Annotated in this window: 18 protein-coding genes and 1 pseudogene; 14 read left to right on the forward strand and 5 right to left on the reverse strand. The window is 61.3% G+C overall.

What is annotated here, in order from left to right:
- Nucleotides 1-34 precede the first annotated feature (34 nt).
- The 4 genes from ORL50_RS20090 to ORL50_RS20105 are packed head-to-tail and all read left to right on the forward strand — an operon-like array spanning nucleotide 35 to nucleotide 2,648.
- Nucleotides 35-343 (forward strand): PepSY domain-containing protein, encoded by a 309-nt coding sequence (locus tag ORL50_RS20090; protein ID WP_266017529.1) that lies wholly within the window; start codon nucleotides 35-37, stop codon nucleotides 341-343.
- Entirely contained in the window at nucleotides 343-666 is a 324-nt protein-coding gene (locus ORL50_RS20095; protein WP_266017530.1) for a PepSY domain-containing protein, read from the forward strand. The genes ORL50_RS20090 and ORL50_RS20095 overlap by 1 nt, the downstream gene beginning before the upstream one ends.
- A gap of 3 nt (nucleotides 667-669) precedes the next feature.
- Nucleotides 670-1,338 carry a response regulator transcription factor gene (locus ORL50_RS20100; RefSeq protein WP_266017531.1) on the forward strand — a complete coding sequence of 223 codons (669 nt, stop codon included), beginning with the start codon at nucleotides 670-672 and terminating at the stop codon, nucleotides 1,336-1,338.
- A complete protein-coding gene (locus tag ORL50_RS20105) occupies nucleotides 1,335-2,648 on the forward strand; it encodes a sensor histidine kinase (protein ID WP_266017532.1) in 1,314 nt (437 codons plus the stop codon). Before ORL50_RS20100 ends, ORL50_RS20105 begins: the two co-directional genes overlap by 4 nt.
- Nucleotides 2,649-2,759: 111 nt before the next feature.
- Here the strand turns inward: ORL50_RS20105 and ORL50_RS29155 are convergent, their stop codons facing one another.
- Nucleotides 2,760-3,515 (reverse strand): methyl-accepting chemotaxis protein, encoded by a 756-nt coding sequence (locus ORL50_RS29155; RefSeq protein WP_416236038.1) that lies wholly within the window; start codon nucleotides 3,513-3,515, stop codon nucleotides 2,760-2,762.
- Between the two features lie 102 nt (nucleotides 3,516-3,617).
- Nucleotides 3,618-5,117 (reverse strand): annotated as a pseudogene (locus tag ORL50_RS29160) (methyl-accepting chemotaxis protein); the annotation flags it as partial.
- A gap of 70 nt (nucleotides 5,118-5,187) precedes the next feature.
- Here ORL50_RS29160 and ORL50_RS20115 point away from each other — a divergent pair.
- Both ORL50_RS20115 and ORL50_RS20120 read left to right on the forward strand, forming a co-directional pair.
- Nucleotides 5,188-6,504 (forward strand): Na+/H+ antiporter family protein, encoded by a 1,317-nt coding sequence (locus ORL50_RS20115; protein ID WP_266017550.1) that lies wholly within the window; start codon nucleotides 5,188-5,190, stop codon nucleotides 6,502-6,504.
- A gap of 177 nt (nucleotides 6,505-6,681) precedes the next feature.
- A complete protein-coding gene (locus ORL50_RS20120; protein WP_266017534.1) occupies nucleotides 6,682-8,364 on the forward strand; it encodes a methyl-accepting chemotaxis protein CtpM in 1,683 nt (560 codons plus the stop codon).
- Between the two features lie 242 nt (nucleotides 8,365-8,606).
- Here the strand turns inward: ORL50_RS20120 and ORL50_RS20125 are convergent, their stop codons facing one another.
- Complete coding sequence (locus ORL50_RS20125) at nucleotides 8,607-9,542, reverse strand: LysR family transcriptional regulator (RefSeq protein WP_266017538.1); 936 nt, start codon at nucleotides 9,540-9,542, stop codon at nucleotides 8,607-8,609.
- 176 nt (nucleotides 9,543-9,718) lie between these two features.
- Between ORL50_RS20125 and ORL50_RS20130 the strand changes: the two genes are divergently transcribed.
- The 3 genes from ORL50_RS20130 (at nucleotide 9,719) to ORL50_RS20140 (ending at nucleotide 10,929) form a co-directional block, all read left to right on the forward strand.
- A complete protein-coding gene (locus ORL50_RS20130; RefSeq protein ID WP_266017539.1) occupies nucleotides 9,719-10,210 on the forward strand; it encodes a DMT family transporter in 492 nt (163 codons plus the stop codon).
- A gap of 2 nt (nucleotides 10,211-10,212) precedes the next feature.
- On the forward strand, nucleotides 10,213-10,665 hold the full coding sequence (locus ORL50_RS20135) for a DMT family transporter (protein WP_266017540.1): 453 nt from the start codon (nucleotides 10,213-10,215) through the stop codon (nucleotides 10,663-10,665).
- A gap of 96 nt (nucleotides 10,666-10,761) precedes the next feature.
- Nucleotides 10,762-10,929 carry a metallothionein gene (locus ORL50_RS20140; RefSeq protein ID WP_266017541.1) on the forward strand — a complete coding sequence of 56 codons (168 nt, stop codon included), beginning with the start codon at nucleotides 10,762-10,764 and terminating at the stop codon, nucleotides 10,927-10,929.
- 67 nt (nucleotides 10,930-10,996) lie between these two features.
- On the opposite strand, the gene ORL50_RS20145 is transcribed toward ORL50_RS20140, so the two are convergent.
- Nucleotides 10,997-11,224, reverse strand: coding sequence for a DUF6555 family protein (locus ORL50_RS20145; RefSeq protein ID WP_045060943.1), 228 nt, complete (start codon nucleotides 11,222-11,224; stop codon nucleotides 10,997-10,999).
- 74 nt (nucleotides 11,225-11,298) lie between these two features.
- Nucleotides 11,299-12,255, reverse strand: a complete 957-nt coding sequence (locus ORL50_RS20150; RefSeq protein ID WP_266017542.1) for a nucleoside-specific channel-forming protein Tsx — start codon at nucleotides 12,253-12,255, stop codon at nucleotides 11,299-11,301.
- Between the two features lie 320 nt (nucleotides 12,256-12,575).
- Between ORL50_RS20150 and selD the strand changes: the two genes are divergently transcribed.
- The 5 genes from selD to tli1a form a co-directional block, all read left to right on the forward strand.
- The gene (selD, locus tag ORL50_RS20155; RefSeq protein ID WP_266017543.1) at nucleotides 12,576-13,610 is read left to right on the forward strand and encodes a selenide, water dikinase SelD; all 1,035 of its coding nucleotides are present in this window, start codon (nucleotides 12,576-12,578) and stop codon (nucleotides 13,608-13,610) included.
- A complete protein-coding gene (gene mnmH, locus ORL50_RS20160) occupies nucleotides 13,610-14,716 on the forward strand; it encodes a tRNA 2-selenouridine(34) synthase MnmH (RefSeq protein WP_266017545.1) in 1,107 nt (368 codons plus the stop codon). Before selD ends, mnmH begins: the two co-directional genes overlap by 1 nt.
- Before the next feature lie 308 nt (nucleotides 14,717-15,024).
- Entirely contained in the window at nucleotides 15,025-17,421 is a 2,397-nt protein-coding gene (locus ORL50_RS20165; RefSeq protein ID WP_266017546.1) for a type VI secretion system Vgr family protein, read from the forward strand.
- On the forward strand, nucleotides 17,418-18,188 hold the full coding sequence (gene tla1 / locus ORL50_RS20170; RefSeq protein ID WP_266017547.1) for a toxin Tle1 chaperone Tla1: 771 nt from the start codon (nucleotides 17,418-17,420) through the stop codon (nucleotides 18,186-18,188). Before ORL50_RS20165 ends, tla1 begins: the two co-directional genes overlap by 4 nt.
- 71 nt (nucleotides 18,189-18,259) lie before the next feature.
- Nucleotides 18,260-18,659 (forward strand): Tli1a family immunity protein (gene tli1a / locus ORL50_RS20175; protein WP_266017551.1); only part of this gene is annotated, 400 nt, incomplete at its 3' end.

The following is an 18,659-nucleotide window of genomic DNA, read 5'->3' on the forward strand; positions in this document are numbered from 1 at the left end:
TCCGTACGCAACACACAAGAATTCGGAGACACCCATGAAAACCTTGACTGCCCTGTTCACCGCTTCCCTCATCGCCATCACCGCCAGCATTGCCCAGGCCCGAGACCTGGGCCCTGATGAAGCCCTGCGGTTGCGCGACGCTGGTACCATTGTGTCTTTCGAGAAGCTCAATGCCACCGCACTGACCAAACACCCGGGCTCCACCATCACCGAAACCGAGCTGGAAGAAGAGTACGGCAAGTACATCTACCAGGTTGAGATGCGTGACCCACAGGGTGTCGAGTGGGACCTGGAATTGGACGCTGTCAGCGGGCAGGTTCTCAAGGATCATCAGGATACGTAATGAAGGTGCATTTTTTCTCCGGCACACGCGCCAGCCTCCGAGTGGGGCTGGCGCTGCTGGTTTTCTGCTCGGTGGTGACGGCCCGCGACCTGGATCAGGACGAAGCGCTGCGCCTGCGCCAGCAAGGGGTGATCCTGCCGCTGGAGCAGTTGTTGCAGCAGGCCCTGGACCGCTACCCCGGCGCCAAACTGCTGGAAGCCGAGCTTGAAGAGAAACACGACGTCTACATTTATGAAGTCGAACTGCTGACCACTGAAGGTGTGGTTCGCGAACTGGACCTCGACGCCACCACTGGCCAGTTATTGAAAGACAAGGAAGATTGACCGATGCGTTTGCTTCTCGTGGAAGACCACGTGCCCCTGGCCGACGAATTGATGGCCGGCCTGAATCGCCAGGGTTATGCCGTGGACTGGCTGGCCGACGGGCGCGATGCGGTGTATCAGGGCAGCAGCGAGCCGTATGACCTGATCATCCTCGATCTGGGCCTGCCCGGGCTGCCGGGACTTGAGGTGCTGGCGCAGTGGCGCGCCGGTGGTTTGGCCACTCCCGTGCTGATCCTGACGGCGCGTGGCTCCTGGTCCGAACGCATTGAAGGCCTCAAGGCCGGCGCCGACGATTACCTGACCAAACCGTTTCACCCCGAGGAACTGCATCTGCGCATCCAGGCGCTGCTGCGGCGCTCCCACGGCCAGGCCAACCAGCCGACGCTCAAGGCGGCGGGCCTGCACCTGGACGAAGGCCGGCAGTGCGTGACGCGCGATGGCGCCGACATCCAGCTCACCGCTGCGGAATTTCGCCTGCTGCGCTATTTCATGCTGCACCCCGAACAGATCCTGTCGAAGAGTCACCTCGCCGAGCACCTTTACGATGGCGAAACCGAGCGTGATTCCAACGTGCTCGAAGTGCACGTCAATCACCTGCGCCGCAAGCTGGGCCGCAGTGTGATCGAAACCCGCCGCGGCCAGGGTTACCTGTTCGGCGGGCAAGCCAAGTGAGGTCGATCCAGCGCCGCTTGAGCCTGGGCCTGATCAGCGTGATGGTGATTGTCGGCCTGGTGTTGGCGCAGACCAGCCTGTGGCTGTTCGAAATGGGCCTGCAGCGCTACCTCGAGGCGGGCCTGCGCAACGACAGCGAAAACCTGCTGGTGGCACTGGTGCGCGGCCCGCAAGGGCTGCAGCTGGAGGAGCGGCACCTGTCGCCGGCCTACCAGCGGCCGTTTTCCGGGCATTACTTTCGCATTGATTTCGCCGACAAGCACTGGCGCTCGCGATCCCTGTGGGACCAGGAATTCCCGCAACTCACCGAGCCGGGCTTGCACAGTAATCTGCAATTGGGCCCCGAGGGCCAGCAGTTGCTGGTGTTGCGATCGGACTACCGGCGACTCGGGCAGTCGATTTCCATCAGCGTGGCGCAGGACTACACCCCGGTGCGCGACAGTTTCCTGCGCATGCAGCAGGTCGGCCTGGGGCTGGGGCTGGCGGGGCTGCTGTTGATCCTGGTGCTGCAGCGGGTCACCGTGCGCAGGGCGTTGCGTCCGCTGGAGAAAGCCCGCGAGCAAATTGCCCAGTTGCAGCAGGGGCAGCGCTCGCAGCTGGATGACCAGGTGCCGGTGGAGCTGGAGCCGCTGGTGGCGCAGATCAACCATTTGCTCGCGCACACCGAGGACAGTCTCAAACGCTCACGCAACGCCCTGGGCAACCTTGGTCACGCCTTGAAAACCCCGCTGGCAGTGTTGTTGAGCCTGGCGTCCAGCGACAAACTCGATGCCCACCCCGAACTGCGCAGGGTCCTCAAGGAGCAGCTGGAACAAGTCCGGCAACGGCTCAACCGTGAACTCAATCGCGCACGCCTGTCTGGCGACGCGCTGCCCGGCGCGTTGTTCGACTGCGACGGCGAATTGCCGGGGTTGCTGGCGACGCTGAACATGATCCACGGTGAACATCTGCACCTGAGTTACCGTGCGCCCCAGGGTTTGCAACTGCCCTGGGATCGGGAAGACCTGCTGGAACTGCTCGGCAACTTGCTGGACAACGCCTGCAAATGGGCGGATGCCGAGGTGCGCCTGAGCGTGGTCGAGACTGCGCCAGGGTTTGAGTTGAGCGTGGAGGATGATGGGCCGGGCATCCCCGAGGATCAACGCGCCGAGGTCTTCAGCCGCGGCACCCGGCTGGATGAGCAGACCGCTGGCCATGGCCTGGGGCTGGGGATTGTGCGCGATATTGTCGACACGTGGGGTGGGGTGTTGCGGCTGGAGGCGAGTGAGTGGGGCGGGTTGCGGGTGGTAATCGAGTTGCCCCGGCGCTGACACCGATCTGGCTGGCGACGTATGACGGTAGGAGCCCGGCTTGCCGGCGATGGCGATTTCAAAGACGCCATCGCCAGCAAGCAGGCTCCTACAGGTTAGTTTGGCTTCGGGCTAGACGCGAAACTGATCCATCAAACTCTGCTGCTGGTTCGCCAGGCTGTTAAGCGACTGGCTGACCCGCGCCGACTCATTAGCCTGCCCGGACAGCGACTCCGTGACGTCGCGTATTGTCGCCACGTTGTTGTTGATTTCCTCTGCCACCGCGCTCTGTTCTTCCGCCGCACTGGCAATCTGCAGGTTCATGTCGCTGATCACCGTCACTGCGTCGCCGATCTGGCGCAAGGCGGTCACGGCTTGGCCAACCTGCTCGACGCTGCCCTGGGCCTGGCGATGGCTGTTGCTCATCGAGCCGACCACCTCCTGGGTGCCGTTTTGCAGCTGTTCGATGACCAGGCGGGTTTCCTCGACCGACTCCTGGGTACGTCGAGCCAGGTTGCGCACCTCGTCGGCCACCACGGCAAAACCGCGTCCGGCTTCACCGGCGCGAGCGGCTTCGATGGCGGCGTTGAGGGCCAGCAGGTTGGTCTGTTCGGCGATGGCACGAATCACTTCCAGTACCGAGCCGATCTTCTCGCTGTTGGCCGCCAGGCCTTCAACCTGCACCATCGCCGCGCTCATGTCGGCGGCAAGGTTGTCGATGCTGGTGGTGGTCTGGTCGATCACGGTCAGGCCACGGCGAGTCGCGTGGTCAGCGTCTCGCGCAGCCTGGGCGGCTTGCGCTGCGCTGCGGGCCACGTCCTGGGCGGTAGCGCTCATTTCGTGGGACGCGGTGGCCACCTGGTCCACCTGGCGATATTGCTGCTCCATGCCGGCGCTGGTCTGGGTGGCGATCGCGGAGGACTGGTCTGCCGTGCTGCGCGCATCCTGCACCGAGCGTTTCACTTCGGCGATGATCGGCTGCAGCTTGTCGAGGAAACGGTTGAACCAGCCGGCCAACTGCCCCAGTTCATCCTGCTTGTCGTAGGCCAGGCGCCGCGTCAGGTCGCCTTCACCGCTGGCGATGTCTTCGAGCATCTGTGCCACGCCGAGGATCGGCCTGGTCACGCTGCGCGCCATCAGCCACACAAGCAGCAGGCCGATCAACGCGGCCAGCACGCCCAGGCCCAACTCGACCAGGGTGCCGGTGGTGTTGCTTGCATCAAGTTGATTTTCCAGTGCCTCGGCAGGGCCCACCAGGACTTTTTCCGGCACTTGCAGCAGCACACCCCAGGATTTGCCACCGGGAATCGGTTCGAACGGCGCGAGCACTTTGAGCTGCTGGCCGTTGTGCAGGCTGGCGATCTTGTTGCTGGTTGCCAGCAAGCGAATCAGTTCGGCACCGCTGCTCGGGTCGACGCTGTCCAGGCGCTTGCTGAGTTTGCTCGAGTCCGGACTGTAACCGGCCAGCAGGCCGGCGGGGCTGATGATGCTGACGTGAGTCTGGCCGTCGTAGAGCTTCTTGCTCGCGACCTGGCTGATCGATTGCAAGCTGTTCAGGTTGATGTCCACCGACAGCGAGGCGATGACCTTGCCGTTGACCATCAGCGGAAAGACGATGCTGGTCATCAGCACGTCCTGGCCGTCGATCTTGTAGAAGTACGGTTCGATCACGCACGGCTTGAGCGAGGTGCGCGGGCAGGTGAACCAGGCATTGGCCGGCTCGCCGCTGGGCCCGGCGCTGGTATCGGCCATGTCACTTTCCGGCAGCGCCATGGACGTTACCTTGCCCGGAGTCGGTTGCGACCAGTACAGCGCGAAGCGCCCCTTGTCGTTGCTGCCCAACTCGGCCTGGCCGGCGAACAGCTCGTCCTTGCCGTCCAGCGCATTGGCCTCGAACACCAGCGACAGGCCGAGCAGTTCCGGGTTGGCCTGCAGCGCCGACTTGACCTGGCGGGTGAGGTCTTCGCGCAGGTCGAAGGCGTCCAGAAAGCGTTTTTCCGCCTGTTCGCGCAGGAACAGCACCTGGCGCGAGAAGCCATGGCCGTATTGGTAGGCGTCCATGAACTGCTGGCGAATGACCAGCGCCTGGTTTTCACCCTGGGATTCGATCCGTGCCTGGGCGGCTTCGTTGAGCATCTCCATGCTCGAGGCCTTCACCAGCGCGGAACTACTTTCCATGCGATACAGCGAAAGACCCACCAGCAGGGTCACGATACCTGCCAGGCAGAGCCCGGCCAGCAGGGTGATTTTCCATTGAATGGAAAGTTGTCTGAGCGACATGGAGACGTCCTTATTCGATAAATATCTGCGGCTTGGCACTGTAGCGGCCGTTAATCGGGATTCTTGAAGTCGCTGATCGAGAGATATTGCGCGGATGTGTGGGTGCGACTTGTGGGAGCAAGGCTTGCTCCCACAAGTTGCGGCGTTAATCTCTGGCTTTGACAAGGCGGCAGCGCTGCGGCACAGTGCGCGCCCTCTAATAAAACCCATTCTTCAATCCGCTGGCGGCTCTTCGCAGACTGCCGGCTGAGCTCATTCCGCTTGCCTTGAGGTAACGATGATTAATGCAGTAATTGCTGCGGTCGGCGTCATGCTGATACTCAGCCTGTCCCGCGTGCACGTAGTGATCGCGCTGATCGTGGGCGCGCTGGTGGGTGGCCTGACCGGCGGCCTGGGCATCGACGCCACGCTCAAAGCCTTCAATAGTGGACTCGGCGGCGGGGCTACCGTGGCACTGTCCTATGCCTTGCTGGGGGCGTTCGCCGTGGCGATCGCCAAGTCGGGGATGGCCCATGCCCTGGCGGACAAGGCGCTGGCAATGGTTGATCGCCAGCACGCCAGCGGTGGCGGCCAGGTCAAATGGCTGCTGATCGGCCTGCTGTGGGTCGTGGCCATCGCTTCCCAGAACATCTTGCCGATACATATCGCCTTCATCCCGTTGCTGGTGCCGCCGCTTTTATACGTGCTGACCAAGCTGCAACTGGATCGGCGGCTGATTGCCTGCGTCATGACCTTCGGCCTGATCACCCCCTACATGTTCCTGCCGGTGGGCTTTGGCAACATCTTCCTCAACGAGATCCTGCTGGCCAACGTTGCCCGCAGCGGCGTGGATATCAGCGGCATCAACGTCACCCACGCCATGGGCATCCCGGCGCTGGGCATGGTGTTTGGCCTCGCGATGGCGTTTGTCAGCTACCGCAGGAAGCGCGTCTACGACCTGTCCAGAATCGAGCAGGTCGAGCAGGTCGCAGTGCAGTACAACCCGCTGAGCCTGATGGTCGCAGGCCTGGCCATCGCCGCCGCGTTTGTCATTCAGTTGCTGCTGGACTCGATGATCATCGGCGCCCTGGCAGGCTTTCTGATTTTCTCGGTGTCGGGGATTGTGAAGTGGCGCGACACCGACGATCTGTTCACCGAAGGCATGAAGATGATGGCCATGATCGGCTTCATCATGATCGCCGCCTCCGGTTTTGGCGAAGTGATCAAGGCCACGGGAGACGTGCAGTCGCTGGTGGAAGCCTCCGCTGCGTGGATCGGCCATAGCAAGGCCATCGGTGCCTTGTTGATGTTGCTGGTGGGCTTGCTGGTGACCATGGGCATTGGCTCGTCGTTCTCGACGGTGCCAATCCTCGCGGTGATTTTTGTGCCGCTGTGTGTGCAATTGGGTTTCAGCCCGCTGGCGATCGTGAGCATTGTCGGCACCGCAGGTGCACTGGGTGATGCAGGCTCCCCGGCCTCGGATTCGACCCTCGGCCCTACCTCCGGCCTGAACATCGATGGCCAGCATCACCATATCTGGGACACGGTGGTGCCGACTTTCCTGCACTACAACCTGCCGTTGCTGGCGTTTGGCTGGGTGGCGGCGATGGTGTTGTAACTGCCCACGGGACTGGGTTTGGCGCAAATTCGTAGGAGCCCGGCTTGCCGGCGATGGCGATCTTGCGGGCGTCATCGCTGGCAAGCCAGGCCCATACAAGGTGGGTGACATTCAACTTTTGCTGCGGCGTGCCGTTAAAGCTTCAGGCACGCCAATAAAATCAAAAGAGTGAACGTCATGCGCATGAGCCTTAAGGCTAAAGTCCTGTCCCTTGCCGTCCTCCCGGTGCTGCTCTTTGCGCTGGTCATCAGCCTCACCACGCTGTTCATCCTGCAGGAACAGGCGCGCAAGGAAGTCGAGGAAACCCGGCAACGCCTGCTCACTGATGCCAAGGCCACCCTGCAAAGCTACGTGGCCGTGGCCATGACCACGATCAAACCGCTCTATGATGCGGCCACTCCCGGCGACGATGGTGCGCGGGCTCAAGCGATCAAATTGCTGTCGAGCATCAGCTACGGCAAGGATGGCTACTTCTTCGGCTACGACTCCAACACTGTGCGCCTGTTCAAGGCCAACAGTCCGGACGGCGTGGGCCAGAGCTTCAAGGACAACCGCGACCCGAACGGCGTGTACGTTAACCGCGACCTGGTGAAAGTCGCCAAAGACGGCAGCCATTACCTGCAATACAGCTCGCCGTTGCCGGGCAACACCCAGGTGCTCGTACCCAAACTTGGCTACACCGACTACCTGGCGAAGTGGGACATGGCGGTCGGTACTTCGGTGAACCTCGATGGCATCGAGGCGCAGGTGGCGCTGGTCGAGGCCAAGGTGCATGAGCGCATGGAAGGGGTGGTGTGGAGCATCGTCGGGATCGCCGCAGTGGTGTTGCTGGTGATTGGCGCTGCCGGCGTGGTGCTGTCCAACACGATCTTGCGCCCATTGCACCTGATGAAAAACAACCTCGATGACATCGCCGCAGGCGAAGGTGACCTGACCCGGCGCCTGACCATCACCAGCCAGGATGAACTGGGTGAACTGGCGGGGTCATTTAATCGGTTTGTCGACAAGATCCATGGGCTGGTGCGGCAGATCACGGAAATGACGGCGCAGTTGACCGGCCTGGTGACCCAGGTATCCGATCAGGCGCAGCGATCGGACCAGGCGATGGAACGCCAACGCCACGAGACCGATCAGGTGGCCACGGCCATCAATGAAATGTCGGCGGCGGCCCAGGAGGTTGCCAAAAGCGCGCAGAACGCAGCAGTTGCGGCCCAGCAAACCGATGAAGAAGGCCAGGCGGCCAAGCGGGTAGTGGCGGGCAGCATTGTGAAGATTCATGCCCTGGTGGACGATATTCGCAGCAGCGGCGTGTCTCTGGACAGCTTGCAGAAGGACGTGTCATCGATTGTCAGTGTGCTCGGGGTGATTCGTTCTATCGCCGACCAGACCAACCTGCTGGCCCTCAACGCTGCCATCGAAGCGGCGCGTGCCGGCGAGGCGGGCCGAGGTTTTGCGGTGGTGGCGGACGAAGTTCGGGCGTTGGCCAGTCGTACGCAGATCAGCACTCAGGAAATCCAGAGCATGATCGACCGCTTGCAGGCGGGCACGCAGTCAGCCGTGGAGGCCATGCGCCGCTCCAGCGAGGCCGGCGACGGCACCAGCGCCCAGGCCAACGAAGCGGGCGCTTCGCTGGACGCCATGGCGCAACTTATCGGCACGATCAATTCGATGAACGCGCAGATCGCCAGCGCCGCCGAAGAGCAGACTGCGGTAGCTGAAGAGATCAATCGCAGCGTGCATCAGATCGCGGCCGCCGTGGACAGCGTCGCCGACGAGACCCAGCTCGGCGCGCAAACCACTCGCAGCCTGGCGGACCTGGGGCAGCGATTGGGCAAGTTGGTCGGGCAATTTCGGATCTGACCGGCGCTATCCGCGCCAGCTGTCTAACCTGCGGACCTGCGCACCCCGTCCCTGTAGCAGCTGTCGAGCCTGCGAGGCTGCGTTCGGCTGCGCAGCAGTCGTAGAACCGGCGCGCGAGGTTTTCCTGATGCACCGCAGAACCTGATTTCACGACTGCTGCGCAGCCGAACGCAGCCTCGCAAGCTCGACAGCTGCTACGTAGTTTTGAGTTTTGGGTTATGGTTCGATGAGACGCTAGCCAGCTACGGTCTGTCCCAATACGGCACCGCACCAAAGCACTCGACATAAAAATCGATCACCGTCCGCACCTTCACCGACAACCGGCGGCTGCCGGGCCAGAGGACGGCGATCTGTTGCGGTTCGAGGCTGTTGGAGACCTGATACTCCTGCAGCACCGGCACCAGCGTGCCGTTGCGCACCGCTTCGCCAATCAGCCATGACGGAAACATCACCAGCCCCAGGCCCTGTTCCGCAGCCTGGGTGAGGGTGTCGGCATGGTTACCAGTGATCGGCCCCTTGACCGAGTACGGCACCCACTCCTGCTGCCCTTTGCGGAAAAACCAGCGCTGCTGACCCGCTACACCTTTATAAGCCAGGCACTGATGCTCGACCAGATCGTCGGGATGGCGGGGCGTACCGCAACGCTGCAGATACGCCGGGCTGGCGGCCACCTGGAACCGATGCGGCGCGAGAATCCGCGCCTGCATGCTCGAATCGTGCAGGGGGCCGATGCGAAACAGCAGGTCGGCACCTTCCTGCAGCGGGTCGACGTAGCTGTCAGTCTGTTGGATGTCCAGTTGCAGCTTCGGGTAGCGCGCGCACAACTTGCCCAGCCAGGGCGTGAGGTGCCGTTGCCCGAAGACCACCGGAGCGTTGATTCGCACCAATCCACTCGGCTCGCTTTGCTGCTCCTGCAGCGCCTGCTCGGCTTCCTCGAGCTGCACCAGCACCAACCGTGCGTGATGGCCCAGCATGCGCCCGGCTTCGGTGGGGGTGACGGCGCGGGTGTGCCGGTATAGCAGCTGTTGGTTCAAGGCCTGCTCCATCAGCTGGATCTGCCGGGAGATGGAAGAGGGCGCCAGGCCTTCGCGGCGGGCGACCTCGGAGAAGCTGCCGTGGTCGAGCACCGCGACGAACAGCCTGAGTGCCTTGAAGCCGAATTCGTTGAGACCCTGCATGTTCAATCCTGCTGTGCGTAATGCGCAAAAGTGTTGTCCGGATGCTCCCATTTATCGCAAAGGGAAGCCAGCCGATAATGCACGCCTCTTCACCCTGTGGACGCGCCCAAGCCAGCGCATTCGCGAGCAGGCTTGTTCCTACATGGGTTTGTGTTAACTGATCACGGGTTATTTCTATGCAATCTTCAATCGAACAGGCAGACGTCGTTGCGACGCCTGCCACCAAACCAGGGCTGCGGCTGCTGCTGTTGCCGCTGGTGATTCTGGCCGGCATGGGGCTTTCCGTGGAGGCCGGGTTGCTAGGGCCGCTAGGGGTTCAGGTCGGGCATCTGTGGGCGACCCTGAGCATCTTCGGGGTTGGCTCGGCGATTCTGTTTCTGCTGCTGCTCATGAGCGGTCGGCAACAGGGGCCGGCGTTCAACACCTTGCCGCGCTGGCAGTTGATCGGCGGTTTTCTGGGGCCCGTGTACGTGATCGTGCTGACGTTGGCCACGCCGCATATCGGCGTTGCCATGACAATGATCGCGATCCTCTCCGGGCAGGTCGGCAAGAGCGTGCTGATCGACCATTTCGGCTGGTTCGGCGCGGCGCGCAAGAAGGTCAACGGTGAACGTTGGCTGGCGTTGGTGCTGATTGTTGCCGCACTTGTTCTGATTGCCAGGGGTTGATGATGAGTCTGTTTATTTTGTTGGCAGTGGTCGTGGCGGCCGGTGCAGTGTTGAGTGTGCAGGCGGCGATCAACGGCCGTCTGGGTGAAACGGTCGGCGTATTGCGCAGCAGTCTGCTGACCTTCGTGGTCGGCGCGGTGGTCACGGGTTTGCTGATTCTGTTCTTCGAACCGGCCCACGCGGTGAGTCTGCTGGACGTGCCGAAATGGCAGCTTGGCGGCGCGTTGTTCGGTGTGGTCTACATGATGGTAATGGTCGGTGCCGTGCCACGAGTAGGGGCGGCTGTCGCGACTGTCGCGGTGATCGTCGGGCAATTGGGGATGGGCATGCTGATCGACAATTTCGGCTGGCTGGGTAATCCGGCAATCGAGCTGTCCGGCAGCCGCATCCTGGCGATGGTGTGCCTGGCACTGGCGCTGGTGTTCATGTATCGCAGTAATACCCGCGACGCCTGATCGGACTGTGTTGCTACAGGATTGTGTGCAGCTCCTACAATATGAAGGCGGGTGCGCATCCGCGCATCCTGACGACCATACCAATGGAGTCAGATCATGACAGTAACCAAGACCGATATCTGCGACTGCCCCAAATGCAAGTGCGAGCTGGGTGAGCACCCGATCGCCCGACACGGCAAACATTACTGCTGCGAAGCCTGCGCCAAGCATCATGAGCATGGCGAAGAATGCTCATCCAAAGGCTGCAAGTGCGCTCACAGTTAAGTGGCCACGCAAACAAAGTGGAGCCTTTTCAGGCTCCACTGTGGTTTGCTTAAACGCTCGTCGCGCGTCAGCCGGCCGGTCGCCAGGTCACATTCTCGACGCCGAACTTCTCCGCCATCGGTTTGCTGGTTTTCTGCACCTTCTCCCTGCCAAAGCGCGGGATCCGACCCACGCCGGCGTCACAGCTTGCCCAATGCCAGGCCTCTGCGTTGTCCATCTTGTCCAGACGGATAATGAAAGACTTGGGGGCGCCATGAAGGGTGTATTCAATGACGAATAATTTTGCGTTGTTCATAAAGCCCGTGATTCTCCCTGTGGTAATAGAAGGATCATGGGCGGGGCGGAAAATTCAGTCGGATTGTCAGACGGCTAGAACTGATACCCAACCCCCGCGTAGTATCCCCACCCATCAGAGCGCGCCCTGAAATCCCCATCGCCAAAATTCAACACGCTGCCATCCTCCCAATTCCCACCGTTATGGAAGTAGCGCCCGACCAACGTAAACCGCAGATGAGTGAACGAGTAGAGCAACACATTGGTTGCCACCGTCGCATTGGCCGTGCGGGCCGGGTTGTCCTTGTGCAAGTCCGAGCCGAAATCGAAGTTGGTGAAACCGATATAGGTCAGCGATGCACCATTGCTGAAACTGTTGATTGGCACAATGTATTTGAGCTGCGCACGATAACCGTCCCACGAATACTCATTGCTGGCGCCATAGTTTTCCCACTGATACCGCCCGTAGAAGTTCGCCGACAGATTGACCCGCGAATGCGTGTCGATATCCGTGCCCAGCCCGCTGTACAGCGTATTGGCGCGGTTGGCGCTGTTGCTGCCGTGGTCATAGATCCAGTCGAACGCCACGTACCATTCCTTGAATGGCCCGATGGCCAGGCTGCGGCCCGCCAGGTAGTCGATGGAAATTCGCGGCTCGTGTTCCATGAACACCGGCGAGCCATGGTCCCAGACGCCTTTGTCGTGGCTGTTGCCGATGTTGAAAATCTTCGGGATGTCGATGTAGCCGTACAACTCGAACGGCCCCTTGCGGCCGAAGTATTCGTATTCCAGGTAGATGTCGTCGGCGGGCTGCGGGCCGAAGCTGATGTCCTTGCTGCCGATCAGCGTCAGGTCCTGGTTGAACCAGTCCGACAGGTAAGCGCCTTTTTTTGGCGGGCTGGCTTCAGGGCTGAGCGCCTCGCCCTGGGCAGACTCTTCTGTGGTGACGGGTTGCGCGGCGAGGTTGCCGCTGAGTAGTCCTGTAACGCCGGCGAGCAGTAAGGAAACAGAGAGTTTGCGCGCGCCTGTTGCACGGCTGAGTGTCGCGTTCATTGAAAGTCCCTTTCGAAATCCATCAAGTGCCCGGTGTTCCGGGCTGTCGTTGTTATGGGCCGAACACGCTGCTATCAGCAGCTCGCAAACGTTTGCACAAGCCATACCAGAATCGGTGAAGACCGCACTGCGCGCACAAAAGCATTAATGCAATTAACCCGCAGGGTCGAAGCACCTTAGCCGCGCGCAAGGGCGGTTTTTTTTTGAATTTTCCGCAGCTGGCTGCCGGCGATGGCGGTGTAGCGATCGCCGGCAAGCGGGCGGCGTGGATCCTGGTGTTTGCTGTAGGATTGTTGACCTGACTCTACAAGGTGCCACCCATGAGCGAGCCGATTCGTCTGACCCAATACAGCCACGGCGCAGGATGCGGCTGCAAGATTTCCCCTCAGGTCCTGGAGGTGATCCTGGCTGGCAGCGGGGCGCAGAATCTGGACCCGAAGCTCTGGGTCGGTAACGCCTCGCGCGATGATGCAGCGGTCTACGCCATCGACGAAGAACGTGGCGTGGTCTCGACCACCGACTTCTTCATGCCGATCGTCGATGATCCCTTCGACTTCGGCCGCATCGCCGCTACCAACGCCATCAGCGACATCTACGCCATGGGCGGCGATCCGCTGATGGCGATCGCGATCCTCGGCTGGCCGGTCAATGTGCTGGCTCCGGAGGTTGCCCGGGAAGTGATTCGTGGCGGTCGCTCGATATGTGATGAAGCGGGCATTCCCTTGGCGGGCGGGCACTCCATCGACGCGCCTGAACCGATTTTCGGCCTGGCCGTGACCGGGCTGGTGGAAAAGCGCCACATGAAGCGCAACGACACCGCGACAGCCGGATGCCTGTTGTATCTGACTAAACCCCTGGGCATCGGCATCCTCACCACCGCCGAGAAAAAGGGCAAGTTGCGCCACGCCGATATCGGTCTGGCCCGGGACTGGATGTGCACCCTGAACAAGCCTGGCAGCCGTTTCGGCAAGCTTGAAGGCGTGACCGCGATGACCGACGTCACCGGGTTCGGCCTGCTCGGGCACCTGGTGGAAATGGCCGACGGCAGCCACCTCACCGCGCGCATTGAATACGACCGCGTACCGCGCCTGGCCGGGGTCGAATACTACCTCGAACAAGGTTGCGTACCTGGCGGCACCCTGCGCAATTTCGACAGCTATGCCAGCAAGCTGGGACGTCTGCAGGAACTGCACAAGCGTGTGCTGTGCGACCCGCAGACCAGCGGCGGTCTGCTGATCGCGGTGACTCCAGAAGGCAACTCGCACTTCCTCAGCGTCGCCGCCGAACTGGGGCTGATGCTGTCACCCATCGGTGCGCTGGTCGAGCGACAGACCCACGCGGTCGAGGTGATCTGATGACGATCGACTGCACCGACTACCGCGACATGTTCCTCAACGACCGGCCCATGCTGGACGCCCGCGCGCCGGTCGAGTTCGCCAAGGGCTCGTTCCCCGGTGCGGTCAATCTGCCGCTAATGAATGATCACGAACGCCAGCGCATCGGCACCTGCTACAAGCAGCATGGGCAGCAGGCGGCGATTACCCTCGGGCACCAACTGGTGTCCGGGGCGATCAAGGCCGAACGCATCCAGGCCTGGGCCGATTTTGCGCGGACCCATCCCCAAGGGATTCTGTACTGCTTTCGGGGCGGCTTGCGCTCGCAGCTTGTCCAGCAATGGCTCAAGGACGAGGCGGGCATCGACTATCCACGAGTCGGGGGTGGCTACAAAGCCATGCGTTCGTTCCTGCTGGATACGCTGGACCAGGCAGTGGCCCAGTGTGATTTCGTTTTGCTGGGCGGCATGACGGGCACCGGCAAGACCGAGGTGCTGACGCAGTTGAGCAATGGCCTGGATCTGGAAGGCCATGCCAACCACCGCGGTTCCAGTTTCGGCAAGCGCGCCACGGACCAGCCCTCCAACATCGATTTTGAGAACCGCCTGGCGGTGGACATCCTGAAAAAGCGCGCTCGTGGCATCGAGCGGTTTGTACTCGAAGACGAGAGTCGCACCGTTGGCAGCTGCGCCTTGCCGCTGCCGTTGTACCTGGGAATGCAGCAGTATCCGATGGTCTGGCTGGAAGACAGCCTCGAAGGGCGGGTTGAGCGGATCCTGCGCGATTACGTGGTGGACCTGTGTGCCGAATTCATCACGGTCCATGGCGATGTCGGGTTCGCGCTGTTCTCCGAGCGCTTGCTGGAAAGCCTTAACAATGTCCACAAGCGCCTGGGTGGTGAGCGGCACAGGCGCATGCTGCTGTTGATGGAGGATGCCCTGGAAGAACAGGCGCGCAGCGGCTCGGTGGAACTGCATCGGCGTTGGATCGAGGGACTGTTGAGCGAGTATTACGACCCGATGTATGCGTTTCAGCGGGAGAAGAAGGGCGGGCGAATCGAGTTTGCCGGGGAGCGGGATGCGGTTCGCGAGTATCTGCTGGAGCGGGCTGTTCAGCCGATTCCGTAGGACCGACTTGGCAAACTGACAATCTGCGCCATTTAACAACGGCGCAGGAAAACGTGCGGTTTATCCCAAGAAAAAGAGGTAAGAAATAGCTTCGTAGCGGGTAGGAAATTTCAGTTTCGAGCATTTAAGAAATGGCTGCATAACGGGTCGGAACTTTCAGTTTTGAGCAAATACCGAAACGTCCTACGCACCCATCAGAAACGTCCTATTCACATTCAAACCGCCTTCATCAAAGCTTCCAAACCCTAGGACCAGGGTGGAAGCAACACCCTTCCTGACCGTCCCCCCCAGACCAGGAAGGCCTGAGCATGTCCGAGCAATTCACCTACAACCACAACCTCTACACCCTCAAGGTCCACGGCGTCGACAGCCCCCTCGACGTCCTCTGCTTCCACGGCGAAGAACAACTCAGCCAGCCCTTCACCTACTGCATCGAATTCACCGCCAGCGACCTCGACATCACGGCCGAGGCCATGCTCAAACGCCCGGCCAGTTTCAGCCTCTACCCGGCCGGTAAACCAAAAATCCCCCGCGGCTTCGCCGTTCCCGACTTCAACCCGCTGCGCACCGTGCATGGCTACATCACGCACTTCAAACGCCTGTCCGCGTCCCTCGACGAAGCGCGCTACGAAGCCACCCTGCAGCCACGCCTGGCGCTGCTCGGCCGCGGCCAGCAGTTTCGCATCTACCAGCATCAATCGGTTCCGGAGATCGTCAAAAGCATCTTGCGCGATCGCCATCGATTCTTGAACAACGAGTACAACTTCGATCGCTTGCGTGAGTACCCCAGGCGCGAGCAGGTCATGCAGTTTGGGGAAAGCGATTTGGCCTTTATCGACCGGTTGCTGGCCGAAGTCGGGATCTTTTATCGCTGCATCAGCAGCGAAAAGTACTCGGTGGGCGTGGTGGAGTTCTACGACAGTCAGTTCCACTGCCAGCCAATCATCGATCTGCCCAACCACCCATCCGGTGGCTTCAACAGCCATTTCCAGGACAGCGTGTGGGACTTGCAAACGGCCCATCAGGTGGTGGAAAAACACGTCAATGTCCGCGCCTATAATCCTCGGAATATCCGTGCCTATCTGAACGGCGAAATCGATCAGACACGCGGCGTGCCGACCACCTACGGCGAGGCCTATCACTACGCCGAACCCTACACAGTCCTCGGCGACCGCTTTGAGTTTTACAAGAACCTGCCCCCTGAAACCGGCGTCTACTTCGCGCGCCTGCGCCACGAACGTTACCTCAACGACCGCGTCCGTCTGAGCGGCGTCAGCAGCAGTGCCGGCCTGCTGCCGGGCGGCGTATTAAACGTAGACGGCAAACCCCTCACGGCCTTCGCCCCCGGCGCCGTAATCACCCACCTGAGCACCCGCGCCGGGCGCGGCAGCAACTTCGAGGCGCGCTTCCAGGCCATCCCCTGGTCCGCCGACGTGTGCTTTCGCCCACCGGTACCGCCCAAACCCAAAATGGCCGGCACCATCCCGGCGCGCCTGACCAGCCCGACCGCCAACTACCCGTACTCCGAAATCGACTTCACAGGCCGCTACCGGGTCAGCTTCATGTTCGACCGCGACACCTGGAAAGCCGGCGCGGAGAGCATGTGGCTGCGCCTCGCCCGGCCGTATGCCGGCGACACCTATGGCCTGCATTTCCCGTTGATCCCAGGCACGGAAGTCGCCGTCGCATTTGAGCAGGGCGACCCGGACCGGCCCTACATCGCCCATGCGCTGCACGACGACCAGAACCCCGACCACGTGACGCTGGAGCACCGCAATTACCGGCGCAACGTGCTGCGCACGCCGGCGAACAACAAGCTGCGGATGGAGGACGACCGGGGGCAGGAGCACGTCAAGCTCAGTACTGAGCACAGTGGCAAAAGCCAGCTGAATCTTGGGCATCTGGTGGATGCCAAGAAGCAGAAGCGCGGTGAAGGGTTTGAGCTGCGCACGGATGGTTGGGGAACCGTTCGAGGTGGGAAGGGTGTGTTCATCAGTGCCGATGAGCAAACCAAGGCCATGGGCAATGTGCTTGCCATGCAGCCGATCACTCTGGGGATCGAAGGCGCCAAACAGCAACTGGCTGAATGCCGGGTGACTGCCGAAGCACACCACAGCCGCCCGCCGAGCATTCAGGGTTTGCAGCAATTCCAGCGTGACGCCGACGACCTCAAGGCCCCGGCCATCCTGCTCAGCGCCCCCAAAGGCATCGGTGTGCTGACGCCCGCCAGTCTGCTGCTGAGAAGCGGAAATGCGCTGTACCTGCAAAGCAACGATGAGATCAACCTGGCCGCCGCCCATCGACTGTCCGCCCATGCCAATCAGAGCATTTCATTGCTGGCGCAACAGGAGGGGATGCGCCTGGTGTCCGGTAAAGGGCCGTTGGAAATCGAATCCCATGGCGACCTGATGAACCTGATTGCCCAGCAGGACATCACCATGCAGTCGGTGCAGGGCCACCTGCAGTTGACGGCCAAGAATGGCATCACGCTGGGCTGCGGGGGCGGCTACATCCGGATTACAGCTGGGGGTGAGATCCAGATTCATAGCCCGAATGTGATCTGCGTCAAGGGTCAGTACAAGCAAAGTCCACCGGCAGAACAGGATTTTCCGCTTCCAGAATTACCCGGATCGGTATGCAAGGAGTGCCTGAAAAAGGCTCAGGCCGAGGCTGTCGGATTTTTACTTAGGGAGGCACGCGCATGATTTCTGTGCACTTCAAAGCTTGGATGGATTTGCTGGAAGGCTCATGCCTGCAGGCGTCTGTGACCCGTCTGGACATCATTATCGACCAGGCCGGCAGCAAAGCTCCGTTGCTGCCCAGTGTTCTCAGTGTCGAACCTGCAATGCCCTGGTATTCCTTATTCGCCGGGTTACCGGAGGCTGGTGCGCAGGAGCTGGCGCCATTGCTGGTACGCATAGACCTGGCGCAGCCCCTGCAACGGCAGTGGCTTGCAGGCCTGATACAAACGCTGGGAGGGAACTCGCAATTGTTGGTATTGGCCTCCCACTGGCCGTTCGAAATCCTGGCCGAGCATTTTGGTCGGTGTCTGGAAGCGGGTAATGGCGGGTGCCTGGGATTGCTGCGCTATTACGATCCGCGGTTGTTCCCACTGTTGCTCAGCCATGTTCTAGAGCCCCATCAACAGCAGCTGTTGTTGCGACCGGCTGTTTTCTGGAGCTGGCTTGATCTGGATGGCCTGCCTCAACGCCTGCTTGGGGCAGCGGGTGCGCCTGACAGCCCCGAGAGCTTCGTCCCTATCGAACTGAGCGACAGCCAGCTGGACACCTTGGGCTGCGCCAGCGACGCCACCTTGGCCATGAGTAACCTCAGCGAAGCTCTGCCATCCGGATGGAGTGCCGAGCAGGGTTTCATAGCGCACTACACCGCCATGATCGAGGCCACCCGTACGGGTTTGCTGTCCAGGCCTGAGCGTGAGGCCTTCACTTGGAAGCGGCTACGGGGCGCATGAACATGCTGAATACAAAAAGACGACAGTTTTCGGGCGTGCCCGGTTGCTCAACGCCGAAGATTATCGCTGTCATGGTCTGCGCCCTGGTGGCGGCCGTGTTCGGGCAGGGCGCGCAGGCAGGCACCATCGAAGGCATCAACCACACGCATTGGGCCATCAACCATTTCAAGGTTGATGGCCGCTCTGGCCTGGACATCATCGGTCCCTACCAGGGTGGCGGGGGAGGCTGCTGTTATATCGCGCCTTCTCGGTGGAAACCTGGGATGACCGTGCGCGTTGATTGGGAGACTGGGGCCAGCGGCATGAGTGCGCTCGCTGACGAGTTTCCCGGGTTCGCCGACCGCTCCAGGTATTTGGCCTGGGTCAGCAAAGTCGAGAAGCAGAAACGTCAACACAGCCTTGTCGTACCCGTTCCCGACTACACCGGCCAAAAAATCTGCGGCATCACCGTGCACTTCCTGCCCTGCGACC

Origin of the sequence: Pseudomonas sp. RIT-562 (assembly GCF_026241895.1) — a bacterium.
GTDB classification, from domain to species: Bacteria; Pseudomonadota; Gammaproteobacteria; order Pseudomonadales; family Pseudomonadaceae; genus Aquipseudomonas; species Aquipseudomonas mandelii_F.

Coding starts and splice junctions, on each gene's coding strand:
- ORL50_RS20090 (WP_266017529.1), top strand. CDS start 35: ATGAAAACCTTGACTGCCCTGTTCACCGCTTCCCTCATCGCCATCACC.
- ORL50_RS20095 (WP_266017530.1), top strand. CDS start 343: ATGAAGGTGCATTTTTTCTCCGGCACACGCGCCAGCCTCCGAGTGGGG.
- ORL50_RS20100 (WP_266017531.1), top strand. CDS start 670: ATGCGTTTGCTTCTCGTGGAAGACCACGTGCCCCTGGCCGACGAATTG.
- ORL50_RS29155 (WP_416236038.1), bottom strand. CDS start 3,515: ATGGAGCAGCAATATCGCCAGGTGGACCAGGTGGCCACCGCGTCCCAC.
- ORL50_RS20120 (WP_266017534.1), top strand. CDS start 6,682: ATGCGCATGAGCCTTAAGGCTAAAGTCCTGTCCCTTGCCGTCCTCCCG.
- ORL50_RS20125 (WP_266017538.1), bottom strand. CDS start 9,542: ATGCAGGGTCTCAACGAATTCGGCTTCAAGGCACTCAGGCTGTTCGTC.
- ORL50_RS20130 (WP_266017539.1), top strand. CDS start 9,719: ATGCAATCTTCAATCGAACAGGCAGACGTCGTTGCGACGCCTGCCACC.
- ORL50_RS20135 (WP_266017540.1), top strand. CDS start 10,213: ATGAGTCTGTTTATTTTGTTGGCAGTGGTCGTGGCGGCCGGTGCAGTG.
- ORL50_RS20140 (WP_266017541.1), top strand. CDS start 10,762: ATGACAGTAACCAAGACCGATATCTGCGACTGCCCCAAATGCAAGTGC.
- ORL50_RS20145 (WP_045060943.1), bottom strand. CDS start 11,224: ATGAACAACGCAAAATTATTCGTCATTGAATACACCCTTCATGGCGCC.
- ORL50_RS20150 (WP_266017542.1), bottom strand. CDS start 12,255: ATGAACGCGACACTCAGCCGTGCAACAGGCGCGCGCAAACTCTCTGTT.
- selD (WP_266017543.1), top strand. CDS start 12,576: ATGAGCGAGCCGATTCGTCTGACCCAATACAGCCACGGCGCAGGATGC.
- mnmH (WP_266017545.1), top strand. CDS start 13,610: ATGACGATCGACTGCACCGACTACCGCGACATGTTCCTCAACGACCGG.
- ORL50_RS20165 (WP_266017546.1), top strand. CDS start 15,025: ATGTCCGAGCAATTCACCTACAACCACAACCTCTACACCCTCAAGGTC.
- tla1 (WP_266017547.1), top strand. CDS start 17,418: ATGATTTCTGTGCACTTCAAAGCTTGGATGGATTTGCTGGAAGGCTCA.